The following is a 21,182-nucleotide window of genomic DNA, read 5'->3' as shown; positions in this document are numbered from 1 at the left end:
CCGTCACCGGACCAGCAGCACCTTGCCCAGGTGGTCGTTGGTCTCGACCAGGCGGTGCGCGGCGGCGGCGTCGGCCATGTCCACCCGGGCGTGCACCACCGGCCGGACCCGGCCCGCCTCCACCAGCGGCCACACCTGATCGCGTACGCCCCGGACGATCGCCGCCTTCTGCTCGTCCGGACGGGACCGCAGCGCTGTCGCGTGCACCGCCGCCCGCTTCGCCAGCAGCATCCCCAGGTCGAGTTCGCCCTTGCGGCCGCCCTGCATGCCGATCACCACGAGCCGCCCGCCGGTCGCCAGCGCCGCCACGTTCCGGGGCAGGTAGGACGCGCCCATGATGTCCAGGATCACGTCCGCGCCCCGGCCGTCGGTCACCCGGCGTACCTCGTCCACGAAGTCCTGCTCCCGGTAGTCGATCGTGTGCGCGGCGCCCAGCTCCCGCAGCCGGTCGTGCTTCGCCGAGCGGGCGGTCACCACCACTGTCGCGCCGAGCGCCACGCCGAGCTGGATCGCGAACGTGCCGATCCCGCTGCCGCCGCCGTGCACCAGCAGCGTGTCACCCTCGGCCAGCCGGGCCAGGTCCACCACGTTCGACCAGACCGTGCAGGCCACCTCCGGCAGCGCCGCCGCGTCGACCAGCTCCACCCCGGCCGGCACCGGCAGCAACTGCCCGGCCGGCACCGCGACCTGCTCGGCGTAGCCGCCGCCGGCGAGCAGCGCGCAGACCTCCTGACCCACCGACCAGCCGGTCACGCCGGGACCGAGCGCACGCACCGTCCCCGAACACTCCAGACCGGGGTACGCGGACGCGCCCGGCGGCGGCGGGTAGTGCCCCTGCCGCTGCAACAGGTCGGCCCGGTTCACCGCGCTGGCCCGTACCTCCACGACCACCTCGCCGGGGCCGGGCTCCGGGTCCGGCACGTGGGTCCAGACGAGCGCCTCGGGTCCGCCGGGTTCCGTGATCGTGATCGCGCGCATGACTCAGTCTTACCCGATCTGCCCGTCGGTCCACGCGCGGGCGAGGATCTCGGCCACCGTCTCGTCCGGCGTCTGGTCGGACGTGTCCAGCCAGAGCCCGATCCGGGGCGTGTCGGCCCGGAACCCGGCGTCCAGGTCCGCCACCGGCCAGTCCCCGTACCCCGTCTTGGGCCGGTCCCGCTCGCGGGCCGCGACCACCTCGGCGCGGGGCGCGAGCACCACCACGGCGAGCGGCCGGTGCCGGATCCGGCCGACCATGGCCGGCAGGTCCGCGCCGAGGACCACATCCTGGAGTACGACGGTGAAGCCCGCCGCTGCGTACCGGTCGGCGGTCGAGGCGGCCAGGTCGTAGCGCAGCCGGAGCTGCCGCAGCGCCTCGTCGCTCGGCTCGGCGGTCATGTCGGCCCGCCCGTTGACGATCACGCGGCGGAACACGTCGCCGCGCAGATGCACCGAGCGGGGCAGCCGCCGGGCCAGCCCTTCGGCCACTGTGGACTTGCCTGCGGCCATGATTCCGCTGATCAGCACCACTGCCGGACTCTCCCACACGCACACATTCTCGCAACGGAGGTGGGACGGCGGCTTGCCCGGTACGGGGTTCGTGGCAGACTGGGTCCCGGTCGCGCACCCCCCGGGGGCGTGCCGGGAGGGTTCGCCTAGTGGCCGATGGCGCTGGTCTTGAAAACCGGTAAGGCAGCGATGTCTTCGTGGGTTCGAATCCCACACCCTCCGCCAACTCCCACCCCGCCTCGCCTCGGTCTGCCGCGCGTGCGGACACATGGGCGTGTCGCCCCGGAAGTAACCATCGCCTCTGCGGCTTATGACTGCTCTCTTCTTCGGCGACCCCCACGGCGAGTCTCGGCCGCACCGGATGTGCCTGATACCGAGCGAGTTGCCGGAATCGGGGGAACGCGATGAGACGGGACGACGCTGACCGGCGGGGCGGCGGAACAGCGGGAGCGCCGGGCGCGGCCGTAGGCTGCGGGACACGGATACGGCGGGAGGGCCTGGTGGCGGAGACGACGACGGTGGCCGAGGTGACGGCCGAGCTGGCCGCGCTCGACGACCCGAAGATCCGCGCGGTCAACGAGCGGCACGGCGACGACCACGGGGTCAACCTGGGCAAGCTGCGGGCGGTAGCGAAGCGGCTGAAGACGCAGCAGGACCTCGCGCGGGAGCTGTGGGCGACCGGCGACAGCGCGGCGCGGCTGCTGGCGCTGCTGATCTGCCGGCCGAAGGCGTACGGACGGGACGAGCTGGACGCGATGCTGCGCGAGGCGCGTACGCCGAAGGTGCACGACTGGCTCGTCAACTACGTGGTGAAGAAGAGCCCGCACGCGGAGCCGCTGCGCCTGGCCTGGTCGGCCGATCCCGATCCGGTGGTGGCGAGCGCCGGCTGGGCGCTGACCACCGAGCGGGTGGCGCGGAACCCGGACGGGCTGGACCTGGCCGGTCTGCTCGACGAGATCGAGGCGCAGATGGCCGGCGCGCCGGAGCGCCTCCAGTGGGCGATGAACCACTGCCTCGCGCAGATCGGGATCGAACATCCGGTGTACCGGGAACGCGCGATCGGCATCGGCGAGCGGCTCGGGGTGCTCAAGGACTACCCCACGCCGCCGGGCTGCACGTCGCCGTACGCGCCGGTCTGGATCAACGAGATGGTGCGCCGACAGCACGGCGGCCCGGACAACGGGGTATGAAGGGGCGCAGGACATTCGCGTACCCGGAAGGACCGTTTCGATGACCCTGGAACGACCGATCGCCCCGGACCCGTACGAGCTGTTGCCGACGGTGCCGTCGTTCGACCTGACGAGCGAGGACGTGCACAACGGCGAGCCGATGGACGCGCGGTACGCGCACGGCAGCACCGGCGGCGAGAACGTCTCCCCGCAGCTGTCCTGGTCGGGCTTCCCGGCCGAGACCAAGAGCTTCGTGGTCACGTGCTTCGACCCGGACGCCCCGACCGGCAGCGGCTTCTGGCACTGGGTGCTGGTGAACGTGCCCGCGTCCGTCACCGAGCTGCCCAGCGGCGTTGACGAGGGCGACCTGGGCGGCGCGTTCAGCGTCCGCAACGACTACGGCGACACCGGCTACGGCGGCGCCGCGCCGCCCGCCGGGGACCGCCCGCACCGGTACGTGTTCGCGGTGCACGCCGTGGACGTGGACCGCCTCGACATTCCCGCCGGGGCGAGCCCGGCCTTCGTCGGCTTCAACCTGGCGTTCCACACCCTGGCCCGGGCGGTCATCCGCCCGACGTACCAGATCAAGGAGTGAGGTGTAAGGAAGGGCCCCTTGTTAACAGACGTCTGTTAACAAGGGGCCCTTCCTTACACGCGGGCGACAGCGAAGACGGACTGGCCGAACGGCGGGCGGACGCGCTGCTCGGCGGCCTTGGTGACGGGGAGCACGAGCGTGTCGTACACCTTCACCATCGGGCCCTCCTTCGGCATCAGCCGGAAGACCTTGGTGGCCATGAAGTAGCCGATCAGGCCGAGCGCGTTGGCGTAGTGGATCCGCTCCACGGTGAGGCCGGCCTCGGTCATGGCCGCGGCGAGCGTCTTCTTGGTGTAGCGGCGCACGTGGCCGGTGGCGATGTCGGCGGGGCTCATGGCGAACTGGAACGCCGGCACGATGATCACCACCGCGCCGCCGGGGCGGACCAGGTCGCGCATGCTGCGCAGCGCGCCCACGTGGTCGTCGATGTGCTCCAGCACGTTGTACGAGACGGCCGCGCTGTAGTCGCCACGCTCGTGGTGCGGGAGCAGCATCTGCCGGACCTCGACGCCCGGGTGGTCGGCCAGCCGCTCCTTGAGCTGGACCAGCCGGTCCGGGTCCGCCTCGGTGGCGGTGATCCGGGGCACCTGCTCGGCCCACGCGGAGGCGTAGTCGCCCAGGCCGCTGCCGATTTCGATCGGGTTGTCACCGAGGTAGGGCACCGCCAGCTCGACGAACCACTGCCGGTGGTTGACAGCGGTCGCGAGGCCTTCGAGCACCTCGGACTGGACGCGCTGGTCCCCAGTGATTTCTGCCATGCGTCGATTCCTCACGATATGACTGACCCGCGCCTGGACCGTCAGAGTCAACCATCTGGATGGCTGAGGGGGAAATCGGGGGACGGAGGGGGGCCGAATTGTGATGCGGAGGGGTGCCTGATCGGCGGTCGGCGAACTCGGCACATAGTACGTGAGTCTGCGGAACATTGCACCTGCCGGTCATACCCTGACTACGCTCTGAAATGTCATGACTACTCCGGAATCAGCGGCGGACCCGGCGAAAACGGGGCACGGCAGGCGGATCGATGTGCTCGCCGTGCTCAGCTTCGTGCTGCTCGCGCTCTGGGTCACCGCCCGCTTGTGGGTGGACCCCCGCAACGGGATCCGGGACAATCGGACAGATCAGGCGCAATTCGAATGGATGATGGCGCATGGTGCGCGCGTCGTCACCGATTTCGCCTATCCGTTCACCTCGGACCGGATGAATGTGCCGGATGTCGTCAATCTCATGGCCAATACGTCCGTATTATCTGTTTCATTGCCGCTGACCCCGATCACGCTCTGGGCGGGTCCGCGCTGGTCATTCCTGATTTTCCTCACCCTTGGGCTCGCCGCCACCGGCGTGTCCTGGTATTTCCTTCTCTCCCGAGTTGTCGTGCGGTCTCGCGGTCCGGCCTGGCTGGGTGCCGCCTTCTGTGCGTTCGCGCCGGCGATGATCTCGCACGCCAACTCGCACCCCAACATCGTCAGCCAGTTCGTGGTGCCGCTGATCATCTGGCGGACGCTGCGCCTGGCCGAGCCCGGCCGGTGGCTGCGCAACGGCGTACTGCTCGCCCTGGTGATCGTCTGGCAGGCGTTCCTCAACCTGGAGATCCTGCTGATGACCGCCATCGGCCTCGGCGTGGTGGTGCTGGCGCTCGTACTCGGCCGTCCCGCGCTGCGCTCGGCGGCCCGCCCGTTCGCCGCCGGCCTCGCTGTGGCCGCGGTGGTCGCCGGGGCGCTGCTCGCGTACCCGCTCTGGGTCCAGTTCTTCGGTCCCGGCGCGTACAGCGGGCTCTCCACGCTGATCCGGGGCTACTCCACCGACCTCGCCGCGTACGTCGCCTGGTCCCGGGAGTCGGTGGCCGGTGACGCCCGGGGCAGTGAACCGCTGGTCAAGAACGCCACCGAGGAGAACGCGTTCTTCGGCTGGCCGCTGGTGATCCTGGTGGCCGCGCTGGTCTGGTGGATGCGCCGCAACGCGGTGGTGCTCGGCCTGGCCGCGGTCGGCCTCGTGTTCGCGCTCTTCTCGCTCGGCCGGGAGATCCGCTACGACGGACGCGACACCGGCATCCCCGGCCCGTGGGCCGCGCTGGAGAACCTGCCGGTCCTGCACTCGGTGGTGCCCACCCGCTGGTCGCTCGCGCTCACTCCGATCATCGGCGTGCTGCTCGCGCTCGGCGCCGAGCGGGTCCGCCGGCTGGCCGCCCGGCATCCGGACGCGCGCGGGCAGATCCGGTTCGCCACCGTCACCGTGCTCGCGATGGCGCTGCTGCCGATCCTGCCCACCCCGCTGCCGGCCAAGCGCCTCGAACCGACCCCGGCGTTCGTCACCTCCGGCGCCTGGCGCCCCTACGTCGCCGACGGACGCAGCATCGTCACGCTGCCGCTGCCCGACACCACGTACGCGGTTCCGCTGCGCTGGTCCGCCGAGACCCGGCTGGACATGCCGCTGGCCCGCGGCTACTTCCTCTATCCGGACACCCGCCCCGGCGGGGACCGGATCGCGCTGTTCACCGCGCCGCCGCGTCCCACCAGCACGTTCTTCGAGACGGTACGGCGCACCGACGCGGTTCCGCCGATCACGCCGCAGGATCGGGTGGCCGCCGTCGACGACCTGCGCTACTGGCGGGCCGGCGCGGTGATCCTCGACCCCCGGCTGCCGCAGGCCGACGCGCTGCGCCGGGCGATGACGGAGCTGAGCGGGATCACGCCCACCCGTACCGGCGGGGTGTGGTTGTGGGACGTCCGGCCGCTGGCCGAGTGACCCGTCAGCCCTGGCGGACGCAGCAGCCCTGGCACACCTTGGGCCGGGGCAGCGTGAACGCCAGGCAGCAGGTGCGCCGCTGCACTGTCGGCTCGCCGACCGGGCCGGGCACCAGTTCGACCAGGTCGTTCAGGTCGAGCGCGCCGAGCAGCGTGCCGACGGTCGCCACGGACGAGCCGGGCAGCGCGTCCGCCGCGCGCAGGATGCCGTGCGCGATGCCGGAGGCCACCGAGCCGAGCAGCGTACGGGTGCCGATCCGCACCTCGCCCTGGATGGCGGCGATCAGCGGGGCGAAGTGCGCGTCGAGCAGGGACGCGCGCAGCGCGCCGAGCAGCGCGGCCTCGTCCGGCACCACGACCACACCGGGCGCGCCGGCCAGCGCCAGCGGGTCACCGGGCAGCACCGCCACCGGGGTGGACGCGCGCAGCCCCAGCGTGAGCAGCTGGTGGTGGTCCTCGAAGTGCACGAGGACGTCGGCCGGGTCGAGCAGCGGCACCCGCCGGGCCGACGCCCAGCCGAGCACCGCTGGGAGCGCCGTCCAGTAGCTGTAGGACTTCCACGCGAGCGCGGCACAGGCGTGCGGGGTGCCGCCCCAGCGGCGGCCGGCGCGGGTCAGGAACTCGGGAAGCAGCGTGCCGTCGATCAGCCGGGCGGCCGGGGACCAGCGGTCCAGCTCGTCGCGGACCAGCAGGCCGGGCGCGAGCCCGGGCAGGTCGTCGGTGCCGAACATGGCGCGCAGGGTCGCGGTCACCGGGGCGTACGGGGTGGCGGCGTCGCGCCCCGGCATCACCGCAGTCACCTGGCCGTCCCCTGTCTGGTCGCCCTGTCGGCCGGCGCGTGCCGTCGACCGAAGCTAAGGCTAGCCTAACCACTCCCTCGGCGGGAGGGGAAGTGACGTCGCGGTGTCGCGGGGAGGTCCCGGTCACTCCGGCGCCGGTCGCGTACTACCCGGCCCGGAAGACGAAAAACGCCGCCGGAAACGGCGACGCACGGTGTAAGGATCGATGCGCTCCGTTCAGATGTCAAGGTGTATGTCGAATATGAGGCAGTTTCCGTACACGTTCGGCCACCCAACGTGAAAATGGGCTTCCCGCCACGAGGAAGCTGATGACGACCTCACCGATCGAGCGTGCCGCGGACTCGTTCGCGGCGGAACTTGCCCGGCACCGGACCGGCCGAGGGCTGTCCAAGAAGCAGTTGGCGACGCTGATGGGCTTCGACCCGTCCTACGTCAGCCACGTCGAAGGGCGCCGGCACCGGCCCACCGAGGACTTCGCCCGCCGCGCCGAGGCCGTCCTGGAGGCCAGCGGCGCGATCTGGCAGCGCTTCCGGGAGTACGACGAGCTGCGGCACGGCCGCGCCGGCGGAGCGCACCGCGACCCGCCGGTCCCCGGGCAGTGGCTGCCGCCCGGCACCGGCCTCGTGGTCGAGCGCGAGGTGGCCACGCTCACCCACATCGGCGACGGCTACCACTGCGCGATCCGGCGGGAGCTGTACAACGCGGGCACCGAACCGGTCACCCGCTACCTGGTCCGGGTCGCCGTCGACCGCTACCCGAACGACCCGGGCCGCTCCAACCGGCACCACCGGGAACACCCGCTCACCTTCGCCGAGCTGCAACTGACCGCGTACCGGGACGACGGCAACGGACGCGAGCCGATGCACTGGCGGGCCAAGCACGACCGGGACGCGTTCAAGGAGATCTGGCTGCTCTTCGAGAACGACGAGGGACGCTTCCCGCTCTACCCGGGCGACCGGGTCACCATCGAGTACGCGTACCGCGTCGGCCAGGACAAGTGGGGCCCCTGGTTCCAGCGGGCCGTACGCCTGCCCACCCGGCACCTGGCGGTGCGGCTCGACCTGCCCGCGGACCTCGACCCCAAGGTGTGGGGCGCGGAGACCTCGCTGTCGGCCGAGGAAGGACCGCTGCGTACGCCGATCCAGCGTGCCTCCGACGGCGACCGGGTGATCTTCGACTGGGGGACCGACGACCCGCCGCTCAACGCCCGCTACCGGATGCAGTGGCGGTTCCGCAGCCCGCAGGCGGACGCCGAGCCGGACAGCGCGCCCACCGGCGGCGCCCGGGTTCGGGCCAGCGACCGGATGCGTGCCGTGGGCATCGTGCAGCGCGGCGACGACCTGCTGCGGCAGCCGGCCCGCCAGTTCGACCTGCCGGCCGAGGAACGGCACGCCCGGCAGGTCATCGACCGGCTCGCCGCGATGCTGGCCCGGCTGGACGAGCTGCACCCGTTCAGCAAGGGCGTCGGCCTCGCCGCGCCCCAGCTCGGCATCGGCTGGTCCGCCGCGCTGGTCCGGCCCGCCGACCGCGCGGCCGAACCGGTGGTGCTGCTCAACCCGCGCGTCGTGGACACCGCCGCCGAGACCGACGAGCAGTACGAGGGGTGCCTCTCCTTCTTCGACCACCGCGGCCTGGTGCCCCGGCCGCTGCGGATCGACGTGGAACACGCGCTCTGGGACGGCAGCCGGGTGATCACCTCGTTCGAGTACGCGATGGCGCGGCTGGTCGCGCACGAGATCGACCACCTGGACGGGCGGCTCTACGTCGACCGGATGGCGCCCGGCGTGCCGCTCGTGCCGGTGGAGGAGTACCGCGAGACCGGCACCCCCTGGCGCTACTGAAACGGGGGCCGGGTCGCGTGCCCCAGGGGGCGGGGGCACGCGACCCGGCTCGGGGGGAGCAAGGTTCAGAGGTTGCCGAACGTGTCGTACCGGATGTGGTCCGGCGGGACGTCGTCGGCGGCGAGCGCCCGCAGGGTGGCCCGGACCATCGCGGCCGAGCCGGAGACGTAACAGTCGTGCGTGGTCCACGGCCCGTACCGGGTGACCACCTCGGACACGTCACCGAGTTCGCCGCCGAAGTCCGGGTCCTCGCTGCACGACGGCGTCACCGACAACCACGGGTGGGTCGCGACCAGGTCCTCCAGGCCGGCCAGCCCGTACAGCTCGTCCGGGCGGCGCGCGCCGTAGAAGACGTGCACCCAGCGGGTGCGGTTGACCCGGGTCAGCTCCTCCACCAGCGCCTTGATCGGCGCCAGCCCGACCCCGCCGGCCACGCAGAGGACGTCCCGGGTGGACTCCGGATCAAGCGTCATCGAGCCCATCGGCGCGGCCACCCGCAGCAGGTCACCCGGCTTGGTGCGGCGCACCAGCGCCCCGGACACCCAGCCGGCCGCGCCGGGCGGCGTACGCACGTGGAACTCCAGCACGTTCTCCTCGTTCGGCGCGTTCGCCACCGAGTACGTCCGCCACACCCGCGGGTGGTAGCGGGGCACCTCCACGCTGACGTACTGCCCCGCCTGCCAGGGCAGCGGGTGCTGGAGCGCGCGTACGGTCAGCACCGCCGTGTCCGGGCCGTGCCGCTCGTGGGTGAGCACCTCGGCGTGCCAGTACGGCGGGTTTCCGTCGGCCTCCGCGCCGGCCAGCATCCGCGCGCTGATGCTCGCGTACGCCTCCCGCCACGCCTGGTCGTACTCCAGGTTCCAGCCGTCCCCGGCGGTGCTGCGCAGCGCGTCGAGCAGCGCGACACCCATGGTCGCGTAGTGCTCGGCCGTCACGTGGTACTTCCGGTGGTCCCGGCCCAGCGCCCGCAGGTACTCGTCGAAGCTCTCCGGGTCGCCCACGGTCTGGGTGGCGGTGACGATCGCCTCCAGGATCCGGTCGCCCTGCCCGTTCATCTGCACCGGGAAGAGCTTGCGCAGCTCCGGGTCGAGGAGGAACAGCCGGGCGTAGAAGTGACCGCTGAGCCGCTCCCGGTCCTCCTCGACCAGGGCCCAGCTCTCCTTCAGCAGCCGCGCGAAGTTCTCCACAGGGGCACGCTCCTTCTCCGTACGGGCGGATCGGCAGCCATAGAATCTCCACGGAGCGTGTACGTCGGTCGCACAGACTGTGCGATCGCCGGGCCGGGACGCCGAAGTGATTTCATGGTCCGGTGACGGTTGACGAGCTGGCCCGCCCGGTCTCCCGCCGGATGCTGGGCACCGAGACGCTGCTCGTGCTCGGTCTGTCCCTCGGCCAGTCGGCCGTGTACGCGCTGGTGTCGCTGATCGCGAAGCTCACCGCTACCGGTGGGCTGTCCAAGCAGACCGCCGCGCTGAACACCTCAGCGTCCGCCCGGCCCTACCTCGACCTGACGTACCAGCTGCTCGGGATCGTCTTCGCGCTGCTGCCGGTACTGCTCGCCGTACACCTGCTGGCGCGCGACCCCGGCGACCCGGCGCGGACGCTCGGCGTCGACTTCCGGCGGCCCGGCTCGGACCTGGCCCGGGGCGCGGGCCTGACCGCGCTCATCGGCCTGCCCGGGCTGGCGCTGTTCTGGGCGGCGGCGCAGCTCGGCCTCAACGCCACGCTCGTCCCGGCCGCGCTGCCCGACCTCTGGTGGACGGTGCCGGTGCTGATCCTCGCCGCCGTGCAGAACGCCGTGCTGGAGGAGGTGATCGTGGTCGGCTACCTGATCACCCGGCTGCGGCAGCTCAACTGGCGCATCGGCGCGGTGCTGGCCACGAGCGCCCTGCTGCGCGGCTCCTACCACCTCTACCAGGGCTTCGGCGCGTTCGTCGGCAACGCCGTCATGGGTGTGATCTTCGGGCTGTTCTACCTGCGCACCCGCCGGGTCGCCCCGCTGATCGTCGCGCACACGCTGCTCGACATCTTCGCGTTCGTCGGGTACGCGATGCTGCCCAAGTCCTGGTTCGACTGGCTCTGATCCCGGCTGCCGGCCTGATGGCTTCGCCGGGTCGGCGAGGTGGCGGTGTCGCGGCCCGACGGACCCCGCCACCTCGCCGAACCGGCGTCGATCAGGTACGGCCGGGCCGGTACCGGGCGACCGCCCGCGCGGCCACCCGCTCGGCCGTCGCCGTACCGCCGATCGCCGCCGCCAGCGCCGCCGCACCCGGCAGGCGCCGGGCGGCCAGCCGCAGCCCGAGCCACCCGCCCGCCTGCGCCGCCACCGGCGTCGCCAGCCGCCACGCCGCCTCCGCCACCCGCCCCCACGGCCCGTCCGCCGGCTCGTCGGCCGCGCGAGCCGCCGCCAGCGCCGCCCGGGCGGTGCCCTCGTCCGGGTGCACCAACGTCAGCACCAGCAGCTCGGCCGCCCGATCCGGATGCGCCGGATCCCGCCCGTACGCGGCGGCCAGGTGCAGCACCAGGTTCGCCTGCGTCCACAGCACCGCTGCCAGCTCCGCGACCGGCGCGAACATCCCGGCGCCGGCCGCCAGCGCCCCACCCGTACCGGCCATCCGGACGAACCGCCGCGTCGCCAGCCGGGCCACCCCGTCGGCGTCCGCCTCCGGGTAGGCCCGCCGGACCTGCGCCACCCATTCCCGGGCGCGCGGCCCGAGCGCGTCCACCGCCGCCAGCGCCAGCAGCTCCGGCGCGAACCCGGGGTGGTCGCGCAGCTGCGGCCCCACCGCCCGCCAGCCCTTTTCCGGGGTACGCGCAGCGTGCCGGACGTCGACGGTGACTGGCAGGGTCTCGGGCTTGTCGTACGGCTGCGCTTCTACCGGCGGGTCCAGGGCGGGCGGTTCGGTCTTGCGACTCTCGTCGACGGCGGGTTGATCGACGGCCAGGGCTTGATCGCCGGCTGCGGCTGCGGGCTCGGCGGGGTCGACCGCTGACGCGGGTGTCTCCGGTGCCGGAGTGGTCGCCGTGACGGCGGTGGCGTCCGTGGCCGCCGTCGAGGCCTCCGTGGTCGTGGGGGTCTTGGCGCTCTTGACGGTCCGGGTTGCCTTCTTGACGGCGGGAGCGGCCTTCTTGACCGGGGGAGCGGCCTTCTTCGGGACGGCCTTCTTCGCGGCGGGCGCACGGCGGGTCCGCTTCGGCGTCTCGTCCTCGCTCGGCGGCTCGGTCGGCACCGACTCCTTGGCCGGACGGCGTGTTCGCGCGATCGGCTTGGCGGAAGGCGTACTCGCTTCGGCCTCCGCGGGCACGGGGTCGGGCTGCGCGGCGGCAGGCGTACCCGGATCGTTTGTCGAAGGCTCGGCGGCCGGGCGTGGTCGCGGTGCCGGCGCTGCGGCGTCGGCCGCCGTCGGCGGCTGGAAGACGACGTTCGGCGCGGCCCGGCGCGGACGCCGGGGTGGCGGTGTGTCGCTCGTCGCGCTCCCGGCGGGAGGCTCCGGCGTGGGTGGCGGGCTGAAAGTCGGTCGGGGGGAGCGGGTCCGCCGGGCCTTCGCGGCAGGCTCGCGACGGGGCGGATCGCTCGGCGGCTGCTCCTGCATATCGATGGAGCGTAGCCGTGGACGTGATCTGGCACACGACGGAAACGCGGTCGTGAGGGCCGGTCCCGGCATCCGCTTTGCCCCGGGCGGGTGCGGGCCTGTATCCTCGGGCGCGTTGACCTCAGGGTCACCAGGGAGACTTCGCCTAGTCTGGTCTATGGCGCCGCACTGCTAATGCGGTTGGGGTCTTAAAGCCCCTCCCGGGTTCGAATCCCGGAGTCTCCGCGCGAAAGCCGGTTGTGTAGACTGGCCGAGCACAAGCGCCCGTAGCTCAACGGATAGAGCATCTGACTACGGATCAGAAGGTTAGGGGTTCGAGTCCCTTCGGGCGCACAGCAGTTGAGGGGCCGCTTCGGGAAACCGGGGCGGCCCTTTTTCGTGCGCTCCGCCGGCGGTCATGCCGCCTCGCGTCGCCCAGCCACCGAGCGATGGCAACTGATGGGTCCGGATGCGCAGCGACTGGCTGGGAGTCGATCCTTCCGGAAAACTTCCGGAAAATCATTGACCTGTTCGAAACGCCGCTGCAATACTCCGAACACTGCGACATCAGCATGCGTCGATTGAAGCCATGCGTCGTCAGGTGTCACTCGTCCCAAGGAGGACCTGCGCATGTACGCCAGCATCCGCGGCTCCCGCCGCCCGTCCACTCCCCGAAAATCGCGTCTCACCTTCCGGTTGGCAGTGCTCGCCTCCACTGTGGCGCTGGGCGCCGCCGGCCTTGCGGTCGCCGCCACTCCGTCCAGCGCCGCCACCTGCAACGGGTACGTCGGCCTCACCTTCGACGACGGGCCGACCGGCAGCACCAGCGCGCTGCTGTCCGTGCTGCGCGCGAACAACGTACGGGCGACCATGTTCAACGTCGGCCAGAACGTGCAGAACAACCAGTCCGCCGCGCGGGCCCAGGTCGACGCGGGCATGTGGGTGGCCAACCACAGTTGGAACCACGCGCACATGACCTCGATGAACCAGAGCCAGATGCAGTCGGACCTCTCCCAGACCAACTCGGCGATCCAGTCGGCGACCGGCGTCCGGCCGCAGTTGTTCCGCCCGCCCTACGGGGAGACGAACTCGACCCTCCAGTCGGTCGCCTCGTCGCTCGGCCTGCGCCAGGTGATCTGGGACGTCGACTCCCAGGACTGGAACGGCGCCAGCGTCAGCCAGATCGTCTCCAACGCCAGCCGCCTCCAGGACGGCCAGGTGATCCTGATGCACGACGGCATTCAGAACACCCGCGACGCGATTCCGCAGATCATGGCCAACCTGACCAGCCGCAACCTCTGCCCGGGCATGATCTCACCGAGCACCGGCCGAGCGGTGGCCCCGGACGGAACTCCGCCGCCGACCACTCCGCCGCCGACCGGCACGCCGACCACTCCGCCGCCGACCACTCCGCCTCCCAGCGGCGGGTGCACAGCGACGGCGACGACCCCCAACGTCTGGGGTGACCGGTACAACACCTCGGTGACGGTTCAGGGGGCCAGCAACTGGACCGTGGTCGTGGCTCTGACCCCGCCGCAGCGGGTCTCCACCACCTGGAACGGCTCCCCCAGTTGGGACAGCACCGGTTACGTGATGACGATGCGGTCCAACGGCAGCGGCAACACCTTCGGCTTCACCACGATGATGAACGGCAACAGCGGCGCCAGACCGCAGATCCGTTCCTGCACCGCGGGCTGATCCCGGTGGCCCACCCAGGTCACCGGAAACGGCTCGGGTGAGCGCGGTCGACCAGGTGCCCCTACGGTCCAGCTGACCCTGGACCGTAGGGGCACGGTTCGCTTCTACGCGAGCGTTTCGGTTCTGATGTAGAGCACCATTCCGACCAGAGCCAGCACGTCCACCGCCAAGAGACCGAGGTGCGCACGCCGGTAGCGGCGCACCATCGTGCCGGCTACGGGCGTCGCCGGCGTGTGGTCCAGGAGCGCCGCGATCTTGTTCAAGCGCGTCTGGTACCCGCCCGGACGCACCCGGTGATGGCCACCCACGCTGGGGGTCAGGGCGGCAAGCGGAACAGGCGGGTGCCCGGAGACTCGCAGCTCGATGTCGAACCCGTCGAGCCGTACTCCGTCGACCAGTGACCGTGGAACGCTGTATCTGACGAGTGGGTTGCCCACGACGACATGCGTGCGGGTCACCGCCACGAAGGCAGCCGGCCCCGCGAGGTACATGAGCAGTACGCACGTGCCGAGCGGCGTGAGAACCATCAGCAGCAACTGCTGGGTGTCGACGATGCGGGAGGGCGTTACGAGGCCGAAAGCGCCGGCCGCCGTGCACATGACGATCGTCATCAGAGCGAGCGGGTCGTTCCGCCGGATCACGGTCTCAACTCCCCAACAGGTCGTGACCTTGGCAAGGCAGGATCATGATGTACGCGGCAAGGCCCTCGCTATCGCCGTAGCCTTGCCTGGCTGATTGCGAGACCATGCCTCCCATGCCTTCGGAAGACGTTCGCTGGTCAGAGCTCGTCTGCTTCGTCGGGCGATCCAGTCACATTCCAGCCGCGCTTGCCGACCTCTCATCCCCCGATGAACAGGTCCGCCTGAACGCGTTCAGGCTGCTGGTGCAAGACCTTGCCTGGAACGAGAACGTCTTCGAAGCAACACCGTACGCAATTTGCGATGTTGTCGAACGCCTGGAGCGGCGTGACGTCCCGCATCCGAACGAGGCGTTCGCGTTGCTCAGGACCCTCGGGAACGGGGAAGCGGCCCATCCAGAGCTGATCAACTGGCATGGGCGGGCAGTTGATCTGTTGTCGCTGTGCCGAGAACTCGTGGAAAGCAGCCTCACGCTCTATCTGAGTTACCTCTCCGATCCGGGCGCACGCCTCGGTGCGCTGGAAGTCATCAGCGGCTTTCGAGGTAGGACGGCCGAGGCGCTAGCCGAACTGGGCCGGGCTGCCGATTCCGCGGCATCGACCGAGGAGCGCACGGAAATCCTGACGGCGATCGGCGACCTCCGCGAGTGGAACGAGACCGAGGCGGATGAACCCAGTTGCGGTGTGCCGGACGAGCTTCTCAACAGGAAGGTCTCAGAAAGCAGGGTGGCGATGATCCGCATCGGTCGAGGTGAGCGTCCACCACGGTGGGGCAAAGTTGGTCCGCTCCTGTCTGCGCGTCAGTACCTGATTCGACTCGTCATGCGTTTCCTCGAGCGGTCGAACTGACCACGCGACCCTGGTCCGTCCACCCGTGTGCCGGACAGTTGCGAAAGGTCAGGGCACCGAGCGAGGCCCCGAGGGCGGTGCTACGGCACGCGGACGAGTGACGCGTGGGCGGCGCGCCCCTCGGCCGCCTGGTCCGGCTCGATCGAGACGTAGACCTTCTTGGGCCAGGGCGCGCGCACGCTGAGGCTTACGCGCTCCGGCTCGTCACTGCAGGGCACCCGCGCCTCGGCGGCGTCGGGAGGGATGGGGGCCGGATTGCCGGCCTCGTCCGCCCCCGAGGTCGCGGCCCAGAACCGCGTCCGGAGCGTCCCTTCCCCGACGCACAGGACGTCGAGCACGTAGATGCCGGTCTTGTTCTCGTTGTACCCGGTGCCACTGATGCCGCCGCGCCGGGCGGGCTCGGAGCCGATCATGAGGATGGGCCCTTTTCCCTCACGTCTGCGCTGCTTGTTGTCCACGGAGGTGATCCCGAGCGCGGCGGCTGCTGTGGCGGCCATGCGGTCGAGTTGTTCGGCTGGCAGTTCCGACGGGGACGGCGACGGGCTCGGTGCCGCAGGCGGGGTGGCGGATCGCTCGCTGGTGGCCAGGTGGGTCACGGCGAAGCCACCCGCCACCACGATCCCGACGCCGGCGGCGAGGGCGGCGATTCCGGTGCGGCGCCGGTTTCGTACGGTCCGCTGCGCCGCCGCGGTTCCCGGTGGGCGGATGTGTGTCAGAGTCTCCGCGCGCATGAGGGCGAAAGCGTTCCGGGTCTGCTCCTCGGTGATGTCCTCAGGCATGCGACTTCTCCATGTGTTCGGGGCCGAGCCGGGCGGCGAGCGTGGCCCGACCGCGATGCAGCCATGACCTGACGGTGCCTTCGGGCACCCCCTCGCGGTCGGCGATCTCCGCGACCGGCAGGTCGGCGAGATAGCGAAGCACCATTGCCCGCCGCTGCGCGGCAGGCAGCGAGGCCAGGGCCTCGACCAGCGCGACGTGGTCCGGTTCCGGTCCCGCGACGACCGGCTCGCCGCGCTGGCGTCGGTGGAACGCCCGCATCACGCGCAGTCTCCGCCAGCGGCTGGTCGCGAGGTTCCAGGCGACCCGCCGGACCCAGGCGGCGGGGTCGTCGTAGCCGGAGACCTGCCGCCATCGGGCGAGCGCCCGGCAGAACGCCTCCTGAACGACGTCCTGGGCCTCGTGCAGGTCGCCGAAGTAGGCGTACACCTGCACCGTCAGGTCCGCGTAGCTCGCCGCGTAAAAGTCGTCGAAGTCCCTCATCGGCGACTACACGCGCGGCCTGATCGCAACGTTGCGGGCGTCCATCAGATTTCACCGATCCCCTCGACCACGCGGCAACCCGCGGCCGGCGGAAATCCGCCGACCGCGGCCCCGGGTCGCTGTCCGGTGATGCTGCCTGCCCCATCTCACTCCGCGACGGCGGTCGCCTCCAGCTCCACGAGCACGTCGGGCTCGAAGAGGGACTCGACGCCGATCAGCGACGCCGGCGGAAGCGGCTGGGGCAGCCCGAGTTCCTCGGCGACCGACTCGATGCCGGCCATGAACGGCCCGATCTTGTCCGGCGTCCAATCGGTGACGTAGAAGGTCAGCCGGACCACGTCCTGGAACGAGGCGTCCGCGCCGGCGAGGGCGCGCCCGGTGTTGCGCAGCACCTGCGCGACCTGCCCACCGAGGTCGCCCGGTGCGACAGGGGTGCCGTCGCCCAGTCGCGCGACCTGGCCGCTGACGTGGATGTGACGGGCGCCGGTGCCCACCGCCACGTGGTGGTACGGCGTGTGCGGCTGAAGACCGGCAGGGCTGAAGCGGGTGACGGACATCGTGTCTCCTCCATGGGGACCTAGGTGGTTTACCATTGATACCTAGTTGACGAAGGACACTTCAAGGAGACCTGGTTTCATGGGCGATACCGCAGGCGCCCGCGCCGACGAGCTGCGCATCGACGCCCCGCACCGCGAGCTGCTCGATCAGGTGCTGGACAAGTGGTCGCTGAGCGTCCTCAACGAGCTGTGCGAACGCCCTTGTCGCTTCAACGAGCTGCGCCGCGCGATCCCGGCGGTGACACAGAAGTCGCTCACGGCGACGCTGCGACGGCTCGAACGCAACGGCATCGTCGAACGCCACGTGGTGGCGACCCGGCCGGTCGCGGTCGAGTACCGGATCACGCGGCTGGGCAAGACCCTGCGTGCGCCGATCGACGTCCTGCTCGACTGGGCCGACGCGTACCTGCCCCAGATCGAGCAGGCCCGCCGGAGCTTCGACGCCGAGCTGGGGTGACGAGTACGGCCGGACTCAGGAGTCCGGCTCGTCGCGCGTCGGCGTCGTCCGCAGGCGTACCCGGGTGATGGCCCGGCCCGTCACCTCCGCCACCTCGGCGCTCAGGCCGGGCAGCTCGACCGTCTCGCCGGGGGCCTTCGGGATGTGGCCGAGATGCGCCAGGACCAGGCCGGCCACCGTCGTGTAGTCCCCGGCTTCGAGGGTGGCCTCGTCGAGGTCGATGCCCACGTCGACCAGGTCGTGCAGCGGGAACCCGCCGGGCATCAGCAGCGCGCCGTCCGCCTCCCGTACGACGGCCTGCACGTCCCTGTCGGTCTCGTCGTAGATCTCCCCGACGATCTCCTCGACCAGGTCCTCCATCGTGACGATGCCGTCGATGGACCCGCGCTCGTCGACCACGAGCGCGAACTGCTGCCGTTGGGCGCGCAGCTCCCGGATCGCCTCGGTCACCTTCAGCGTCTCCGGCAGGTACACCGCCGGGCTGGCGTGGTCGGCGACCGGCCCTTCCTGGTCGAGCAGGTCCCGCATGTGCACCACGCCGACGGTGTCGTCCAGTCCGCCGCGACCCACGACCGGGGCGCGTGTCTGCCCCGACCTGCCCAGCTCGCGCAGCGCCTGCGGCGCGGACAGATCCGCCGACAACGTGACGACGTCGCGGCGCGGGACGAGGATCTCCCGCAGGATCCGCTCGGCCACCTCGAACGCGCCCGAGATGATCGTGCGGTGCTCCGGGGTGAGGTTGCGCTGCGCGGCGACCATGTCCCGCAGCTCCTCGGTGGTGACCTCCTCCCGGCGCGCCCGGGGGTCGCCGCCGGCCAGGCGTACGACGGCGTCGCTCGACCTGCTCAGGAGCCACACCGCCGGGCGGGAGAACGTCGACAGCGCGTCGATCGGGCGGGCCACCAGCAGCGCCCAGCCCTCGGCACGCTGCATCGCGATCCGCTTCGGCGCCAGCTCGCCGAGCACCAGCGTGACGAAGGTCAGGATGATGGTGACGACGACGACCGAGACCGGCTCGGCGGCCGACCCGAGGAATCCCAGCGGGCTCACCAGCGGCGCCGCGAGGGACACCGCGGCGGCGGCCGAGGCGAGGAAACCGGCCAGCGTGATGCCGATCTGAATGGTGGCCAGGAAGCGGTTCGGATCCCGCGCCAGCTTCGCCAGCACCCGGCCGCCCCGGGAGGTCCGCTCCAGGCGCTGCAGTTGGCTCTCCCGCAGCGACACCAACGCCATCTCGCTGCCCGCGAACACCGCGTTCACCAACACCAACACGAACACGAGCGTGACCTGCACGCCATAGCCGTCCACGGCCAGTTCGACGCCTCCTCGGCCGGACCCTCCGGCAGCGTCAACCGTAGCCACCGCGGCTGGGCGGGGCGGGCCGGGTTGCGAGCAATCAGCGCGTTTCCGCCGGTGATTCCGGAATCAGCCGGCCAGCCGCCGTCAGCCGCTCGAGCACGGCCCGGTGCGGAACCGCGTGACTGGTACGGCCACCCACGCCCGTGGTGGTGACCGCGGTGAACAGCGAGTTCAGCAGCGCCTCCTCGACCGCGTCCAGCACGGCCGCGAACACCGGGTCGATCTCCCCGTCCGGGATCGGCTGCTGATCCGACGTGGTGAACCCGATCGCGTAGTCGCCGCTGGTGCCGCTGAAGGACGCGCCGACCCGGGCCATGGCGAACACCGCCCGGCGGGCGACCCGCCCGAGCTGTCGCGCGTCCAGCGGTACGTCGGTGGCCACCACGATCATGCACGAGTTGCCGGGCGGCTCGGCCCGGTCGGCGGCGGGGACCAGTTCTTCGGCCGGCATCGGCACGCCGAGCACTCTGAGGACGCCGCCGAAGTTGGACTGGACCAGCGCGCCGACAGTCCCCGTACGGCCGGCGGCCCGCACGGTCCGGGACGAGGTGCCGATGCCGCCCTTGAAGCCCAGCGCGGTGGTGCCGGCGCCGGCACCGACGCAGCCCTCGGCGGGCGGCCCGTCGGTCGCCTGAGCGATGGCGGCCAGGACGTGGTCCTCGGTGATCGGGCGGCGGCGGATGTCGGACAGGTGCCCGTCGTTCGTCTCGCCGACCAGGGGGTTGAACGACACCCCGTCCGGCCGGCGCTCCATCAACCAGCCGAGCAGCGCGTCCGCCGCCCGGAACACCGACAGCGTCGCGGTCAGCACGACCGGGGATTCCAGTACGCCGAGTTCGTCCACCTGGGTCGAGCCGACGAGTTTCCCGTGCCCGTTGCCGGAGAACACCGCCGCCGGCAGCGTCCACCGTCCGGGGCCGAGCCCGCTCGGCACGATCGCTGTGACGCCGGTGTGCAGGTCGCCGCCGTCGTCCACGGTGGTGTGCCCCACCAGGACGCCGGGGACGTCGGTGATCGCGTTGTGGCGTCCGGTGGGCAGCGTTCCGACGACGACGCCGAGGTCACGGGAGCGCCGGCCGGTCCGGCTCAGGGCAGCGCCGCCCGGATCGCCTGCACGATGCCGGTCGGTGAGTAGTCGTCGGGAACGCCCTCGACCAGGATGATGTCGCCCTCGATGTGCCGGGAGCGCAGGGGCGCGATCTCCTGGTACGCGGGCGAGTCCCACCACGCGCGCGCCTCGGCGATCCCGGGGAAGCCGAGCATCACGACCGCGCCGGGCCAGGCGCCCTCCTTCACCTCGTGCGGCGTGGCGTGCACGAGGAACCGGCCGCCGTGCGGGGCGAGGGTGGCCGGGAGGCGCTCGATGTACTCGGCGATGTCCGGGTGCGGGGCGGCGTCCTGGAGGTGGGCGATCGCGTACGCGGGCATGGTGTCCTTCCGGCCGTCGAACTCCGAACGCCGATCCTGGCACAGCGGACGGCAGACGTTCGCGCCCATTTTCCCGGCGCCGACGACGGCGCGCGCTCAGGCGCCGGACGCCACGGCCGCGACGGCGGCGTGCGTGCGGTGGGTCTCGTCGTACAGGCGTGTCAGGCGTTCGACCTCGGCGAACCCGGCCTGCCGCAGCCGCGCGGAGAACTCGTCCACCGGCCAGCGGTACGCGGTGGCGACCTTGTGGTCGAAGGCGCTCACCTCGTCACCGACGAAGATGCCGACCACGAGCGGTCCACCGGGCACGATCGCGCGCCGGAACCCGGCCAGCACGCCGTCGAGATCCGGTGGCGGGAGGTGGATCAGCGAGTACCAGGCGAGGATGCCGTCGACGGAGTGGTCCGGGACGGCGAGGTCATCCAGCGACCCGAGCCGGTACGCGCCGCCCGGATGGGTGGCCCGCGCGTGCGCGACGAACTCGGGAACCATGTCGATCCCGGTGGCGTCGACGCCCCGCGACCGGAGGTGGTCGGTGAGGTGCCCCGGTCCGCACCCGAGGTCGAGCACCGGGCCGGTCCGGCCGGCCAGGTGCCGCCCGATGAGGGCGAGGTCGTCCGGGTGCACCGCGGCGGTGCTGCCGAACAGTTCGATGTAGAGCTCCGCGACCGCCCCGTACGCCTGCCGTACCCGTGTGTCGTCCACCGCTCGACCATAGGGGTCCGACG

Annotated in this window: 22 protein-coding genes and 3 tRNA genes; 11 read left to right on the top strand and 14 right to left on the bottom strand. The window is 71.6% G+C overall.

Going from position 1 to position 21,182, the window contains the following annotated elements; translation table 11 throughout:
- Nucleotides 1-3: 3 nt before the first annotated feature.
- Together PVK74_RS20330 and PVK74_RS20325 are read right to left on the bottom strand one after the other, a co-directional pair.
- Nucleotides 4-978 carry an NAD(P)H-quinone oxidoreductase gene (locus tag PVK74_RS20330; RefSeq protein WP_043327780.1) on the bottom strand — a complete coding sequence of 325 codons (975 nt, stop codon included), beginning with the start codon at nt 976-978 and terminating at the stop codon, nt 4-6.
- 9 nt (nt 979-987) lie between these two features.
- The gene (locus PVK74_RS20325; RefSeq protein ID WP_043327781.1) at nt 988-1,527 is read right to left on the bottom strand and encodes an AAA family ATPase; all 540 of its coding nucleotides are present in this window, start codon (nt 1,525-1,527) and stop codon (nt 988-990) included.
- Nucleotides 1,528-1,623: 96 nt separating this feature from the next.
- On the opposite strand from PVK74_RS20325, the gene PVK74_RS20320 reads away from it, so the two are divergent.
- The 3 genes from PVK74_RS20320 to PVK74_RS20310 all read left to right on the top strand — a co-directional run bounded on the left by PVK74_RS20320 (nt 1,624) and on the right by PVK74_RS20310 (nt 3,252).
- Nucleotides 1,624-1,713 (top strand) — tRNA-Ser (locus PVK74_RS20320).
- A gap of 275 nt (nt 1,714-1,988) precedes the next feature.
- Nucleotides 1,989-2,678: a DNA alkylation repair protein gene (locus PVK74_RS20315; RefSeq protein WP_104115613.1), complete on the top strand. Its 690-nt coding sequence runs from the start codon at nt 1,989-1,991 to the stop codon at nt 2,676-2,678.
- Between the two features lie 40 nt (nt 2,679-2,718).
- The gene (locus tag PVK74_RS20310) at nt 2,719-3,252 is read left to right on the top strand and encodes a YbhB/YbcL family Raf kinase inhibitor-like protein (RefSeq protein WP_064448841.1); all 534 of its coding nucleotides are present in this window, start codon (nt 2,719-2,721) and stop codon (nt 3,250-3,252) included.
- A gap of 53 nt (nt 3,253-3,305) precedes the next feature.
- On the opposite strand, the gene PVK74_RS20305 is transcribed toward PVK74_RS20310, so the two are convergent.
- Nucleotides 3,306-4,010, bottom strand: a complete 705-nt coding sequence (locus PVK74_RS20305) for a class I SAM-dependent methyltransferase (RefSeq protein WP_043327784.1) — start codon at nt 4,008-4,010, stop codon at nt 3,306-3,308.
- A 208-nt stretch (nt 4,011-4,218) separates the two neighbouring features.
- On the opposite strand from PVK74_RS20305, the gene PVK74_RS20300 reads away from it, so the two are divergent.
- Nucleotides 4,219-5,997 carry a DUF6311 domain-containing protein gene (locus PVK74_RS20300; protein ID WP_274477018.1) on the top strand — a complete coding sequence of 593 codons (1,779 nt, stop codon included), beginning with the start codon at nt 4,219-4,221 and terminating at the stop codon, nt 5,995-5,997.
- A gap of 4 nt (nt 5,998-6,001) precedes the next feature.
- On the opposite strand, the gene PVK74_RS20295 is transcribed toward PVK74_RS20300, so the two are convergent.
- Nucleotides 6,002-6,784: a hypothetical protein gene (locus PVK74_RS20295; protein ID WP_274479295.1), complete on the bottom strand. Its 783-nt coding sequence runs from the start codon at nt 6,782-6,784 to the stop codon at nt 6,002-6,004.
- 320 nt (nt 6,785-7,104) lie between these two features.
- Here PVK74_RS20295 and PVK74_RS20290 point away from each other — a divergent pair, with 320 nt between their 5' ends.
- Nucleotides 7,105-8,637, top strand: coding sequence for a peptide deformylase (locus tag PVK74_RS20290; protein ID WP_064448840.1), 1,533 nt, complete (start codon nt 7,105-7,107; stop codon nt 8,635-8,637).
- Between the two features lie 65 nt (nt 8,638-8,702).
- Here PVK74_RS20290 and PVK74_RS20285 read toward each other — a convergent pair whose 3' ends face one another.
- Nucleotides 8,703-9,824, bottom strand: a complete 1,122-nt coding sequence (locus tag PVK74_RS20285; protein ID WP_043327787.1) for a globin domain-containing protein — start codon at nt 9,822-9,824, stop codon at nt 8,703-8,705.
- A 122-nt stretch (nt 9,825-9,946) separates the two neighbouring features.
- On the opposite strand from PVK74_RS20285, the gene PVK74_RS20280 reads away from it, so the two are divergent.
- Entirely contained in the window at nt 9,947-10,720 is a 774-nt protein-coding gene (locus tag PVK74_RS20280) for a CPBP family intramembrane glutamic endopeptidase (protein WP_030499361.1), read from the top strand.
- Nucleotides 10,721-10,811: 91 nt separating this feature from the next.
- Here the strand turns inward: PVK74_RS20280 and PVK74_RS20275 are convergent, their stop codons facing one another.
- Entirely contained in the window at nt 10,812-11,867 is a 1,056-nt protein-coding gene (locus PVK74_RS20275) for a hypothetical protein (protein WP_274477017.1), read from the bottom strand.
- A gap of 497 nt (nt 11,868-12,364) precedes the next feature.
- Between PVK74_RS20275 and PVK74_RS20270 the strand changes: the two genes are divergently transcribed.
- The 3 genes from PVK74_RS20270 (at nt 12,365) to PVK74_RS20260 (ending at nt 13,907) form a co-directional block, all read left to right on the top strand.
- Nucleotides 12,365-12,455: transfer RNA gene (locus tag PVK74_RS20270), tRNA-Ser, on the top strand.
- Between the two features lie 35 nt (nt 12,456-12,490).
- Nucleotides 12,491-12,563: transfer RNA gene (locus PVK74_RS20265), tRNA-Arg, on the top strand.
- A 276-nt stretch (nt 12,564-12,839) separates the two neighbouring features.
- A complete protein-coding gene (locus tag PVK74_RS20260; protein WP_064448839.1) occupies nt 12,840-13,907 on the top strand; it encodes a polysaccharide deacetylase family protein in 1,068 nt (355 codons plus the stop codon).
- A 104-nt stretch (nt 13,908-14,011) separates the two neighbouring features.
- Here the strand turns inward: PVK74_RS20260 and PVK74_RS20255 are convergent, their stop codons facing one another.
- Nucleotides 14,012-14,518 (bottom strand): hypothetical protein, encoded by a 507-nt coding sequence (locus PVK74_RS20255; RefSeq protein WP_274477016.1) that lies wholly within the window; start codon nt 14,516-14,518, stop codon nt 14,012-14,014.
- Between the two features lie 143 nt (nt 14,519-14,661).
- On the opposite strand from PVK74_RS20255, the gene PVK74_RS20250 reads away from it, so the two are divergent.
- Nucleotides 14,662-15,393 (top strand): hypothetical protein, encoded by a 732-nt coding sequence (locus PVK74_RS20250; protein ID WP_166456756.1) that lies wholly within the window; start codon nt 14,662-14,664, stop codon nt 15,391-15,393.
- 80 nt (nt 15,394-15,473) lie between these two features.
- Here PVK74_RS20250 and PVK74_RS20245 read toward each other — a convergent pair whose 3' ends face one another.
- The 3 genes from PVK74_RS20245 to PVK74_RS20235 all read right to left on the bottom strand — a co-directional run bounded on the left by PVK74_RS20245 (nt 15,474) and on the right by PVK74_RS20235 (nt 17,210).
- Nucleotides 15,474-16,172 (bottom strand): hypothetical protein, encoded by a 699-nt coding sequence (locus PVK74_RS20245; RefSeq protein ID WP_274477015.1) that lies wholly within the window; start codon nt 16,170-16,172, stop codon nt 15,474-15,476.
- Entirely contained in the window at nt 16,165-16,653 is a 489-nt protein-coding gene (locus PVK74_RS20240) for a SigE family RNA polymerase sigma factor (protein ID WP_064448837.1), read from the bottom strand. Before PVK74_RS20240 ends, PVK74_RS20245 begins: the two co-directional genes overlap by 8 nt.
- Before the next feature lie 146 nt (nt 16,654-16,799).
- Entirely contained in the window at nt 16,800-17,210 is a 411-nt protein-coding gene (locus tag PVK74_RS20235) for a RidA family protein (RefSeq protein WP_043327791.1), read from the bottom strand.
- 79 nt (nt 17,211-17,289) lie between these two features.
- Between PVK74_RS20235 and PVK74_RS20230 the strand changes: the two genes are divergently transcribed.
- Nucleotides 17,290-17,667 (top strand): winged helix-turn-helix transcriptional regulator, encoded by a 378-nt coding sequence (locus PVK74_RS20230; protein WP_043327792.1) that lies wholly within the window; start codon nt 17,290-17,292, stop codon nt 17,665-17,667.
- A 15-nt stretch (nt 17,668-17,682) separates the two neighbouring features.
- On the opposite strand, the gene PVK74_RS20225 is transcribed toward PVK74_RS20230, so the two are convergent.
- From PVK74_RS20225 to PVK74_RS20210, 4 genes are all read right to left on the bottom strand, one after another.
- Entirely contained in the window at nt 17,683-18,975 is a 1,293-nt protein-coding gene (locus tag PVK74_RS20225) for a hemolysin family protein (RefSeq protein ID WP_210883853.1), read from the bottom strand.
- An 88-nt stretch (nt 18,976-19,063) separates the two neighbouring features.
- The gene (locus tag PVK74_RS20220) at nt 19,064-20,017 is read right to left on the bottom strand and encodes a P1 family peptidase (RefSeq protein WP_043327794.1); all 954 of its coding nucleotides are present in this window, start codon (nt 20,015-20,017) and stop codon (nt 19,064-19,066) included.
- Between the two features lie 95 nt (nt 20,018-20,112).
- The gene (locus PVK74_RS20215) at nt 20,113-20,454 is read right to left on the bottom strand and encodes a DUF1330 domain-containing protein (RefSeq protein WP_166456752.1); all 342 of its coding nucleotides are present in this window, start codon (nt 20,452-20,454) and stop codon (nt 20,113-20,115) included.
- A 96-nt stretch (nt 20,455-20,550) separates the two neighbouring features.
- Entirely contained in the window at nt 20,551-21,159 is a 609-nt protein-coding gene (locus tag PVK74_RS20210; protein ID WP_274477014.1) for a class I SAM-dependent DNA methyltransferase, read from the bottom strand.
- Nucleotides 21,160-21,182 lie beyond the last annotated feature (23 nt).

It is taken from the genome of Micromonospora chalcea, from assembly GCF_028768405.1.
Taxonomy (GTDB): domain Bacteria; phylum Actinomycetota; class Actinomycetes; order Mycobacteriales; family Micromonosporaceae; genus Micromonospora; species Micromonospora chalcea.
Note: the sequence above shows the minus strand (reverse complement) of the source record. Positions and strands in the feature narration are given on the sequence as shown.

Excerpts from the sequence above, each read along its gene's own strand:
- PVK74_RS20330 (WP_043327780.1), bottom strand. The coding sequence starts at position 978 with ATGCGCGCGATCACGATCACGGAACCCGGCGGACCCGAGGCGCTCGTC.
- PVK74_RS20310 (WP_064448841.1), top strand. The coding sequence starts at position 2,719 with ATGACCCTGGAACGACCGATCGCCCCGGACCCGTACGAGCTGTTGCCG.
- PVK74_RS20305 (WP_043327784.1), bottom strand. The coding sequence starts at position 4,010 with ATGGCAGAAATCACTGGGGACCAGCGCGTCCAGTCCGAGGTGCTCGAA.
- PVK74_RS20300 (WP_274477018.1), top strand. The coding sequence starts at position 4,219 with ATGACTACTCCGGAATCAGCGGCGGACCCGGCGAAAACGGGGCACGGC.
- PVK74_RS20295 (WP_274479295.1), bottom strand. The coding sequence starts at position 6,784 with ATGCCGGGGCGCGACGCCGCCACCCCGTACGCCCCGGTGACCGCGACC.
- PVK74_RS20290 (WP_064448840.1), top strand. The coding sequence starts at position 7,105 with ATGACGACCTCACCGATCGAGCGTGCCGCGGACTCGTTCGCGGCGGAA.
- PVK74_RS20260 (WP_064448839.1), top strand. The coding sequence starts at position 12,840 with ATGTACGCCAGCATCCGCGGCTCCCGCCGCCCGTCCACTCCCCGAAAA.
- PVK74_RS20255 (WP_274477016.1), bottom strand. The coding sequence starts at position 14,518 with ATGACGATCGTCATGTGCACGGCGGCCGGCGCTTTCGGCCTCGTAACG.
- PVK74_RS20250 (WP_166456756.1), top strand. The coding sequence starts at position 14,662 with ATGCCTTCGGAAGACGTTCGCTGGTCAGAGCTCGTCTGCTTCGTCGGG.
- PVK74_RS20245 (WP_274477015.1), bottom strand. The coding sequence starts at position 16,172 with ATGCCTGAGGACATCACCGAGGAGCAGACCCGGAACGCTTTCGCCCTC.
- PVK74_RS20240 (WP_064448837.1), bottom strand. The coding sequence starts at position 16,653 with ATGAGGGACTTCGACGACTTTTACGCGGCGAGCTACGCGGACCTGACG.
- PVK74_RS20235 (WP_043327791.1), bottom strand. The coding sequence starts at position 17,210 with ATGTCCGTCACCCGCTTCAGCCCTGCCGGTCTTCAGCCGCACACGCCG.
- PVK74_RS20230 (WP_043327792.1), top strand. The coding sequence starts at position 17,290 with ATGGGCGATACCGCAGGCGCCCGCGCCGACGAGCTGCGCATCGACGCC.
- PVK74_RS20215 (WP_166456752.1), bottom strand. The coding sequence starts at position 20,454 with ATGCCCGCGTACGCGATCGCCCACCTCCAGGACGCCGCCCCGCACCCG.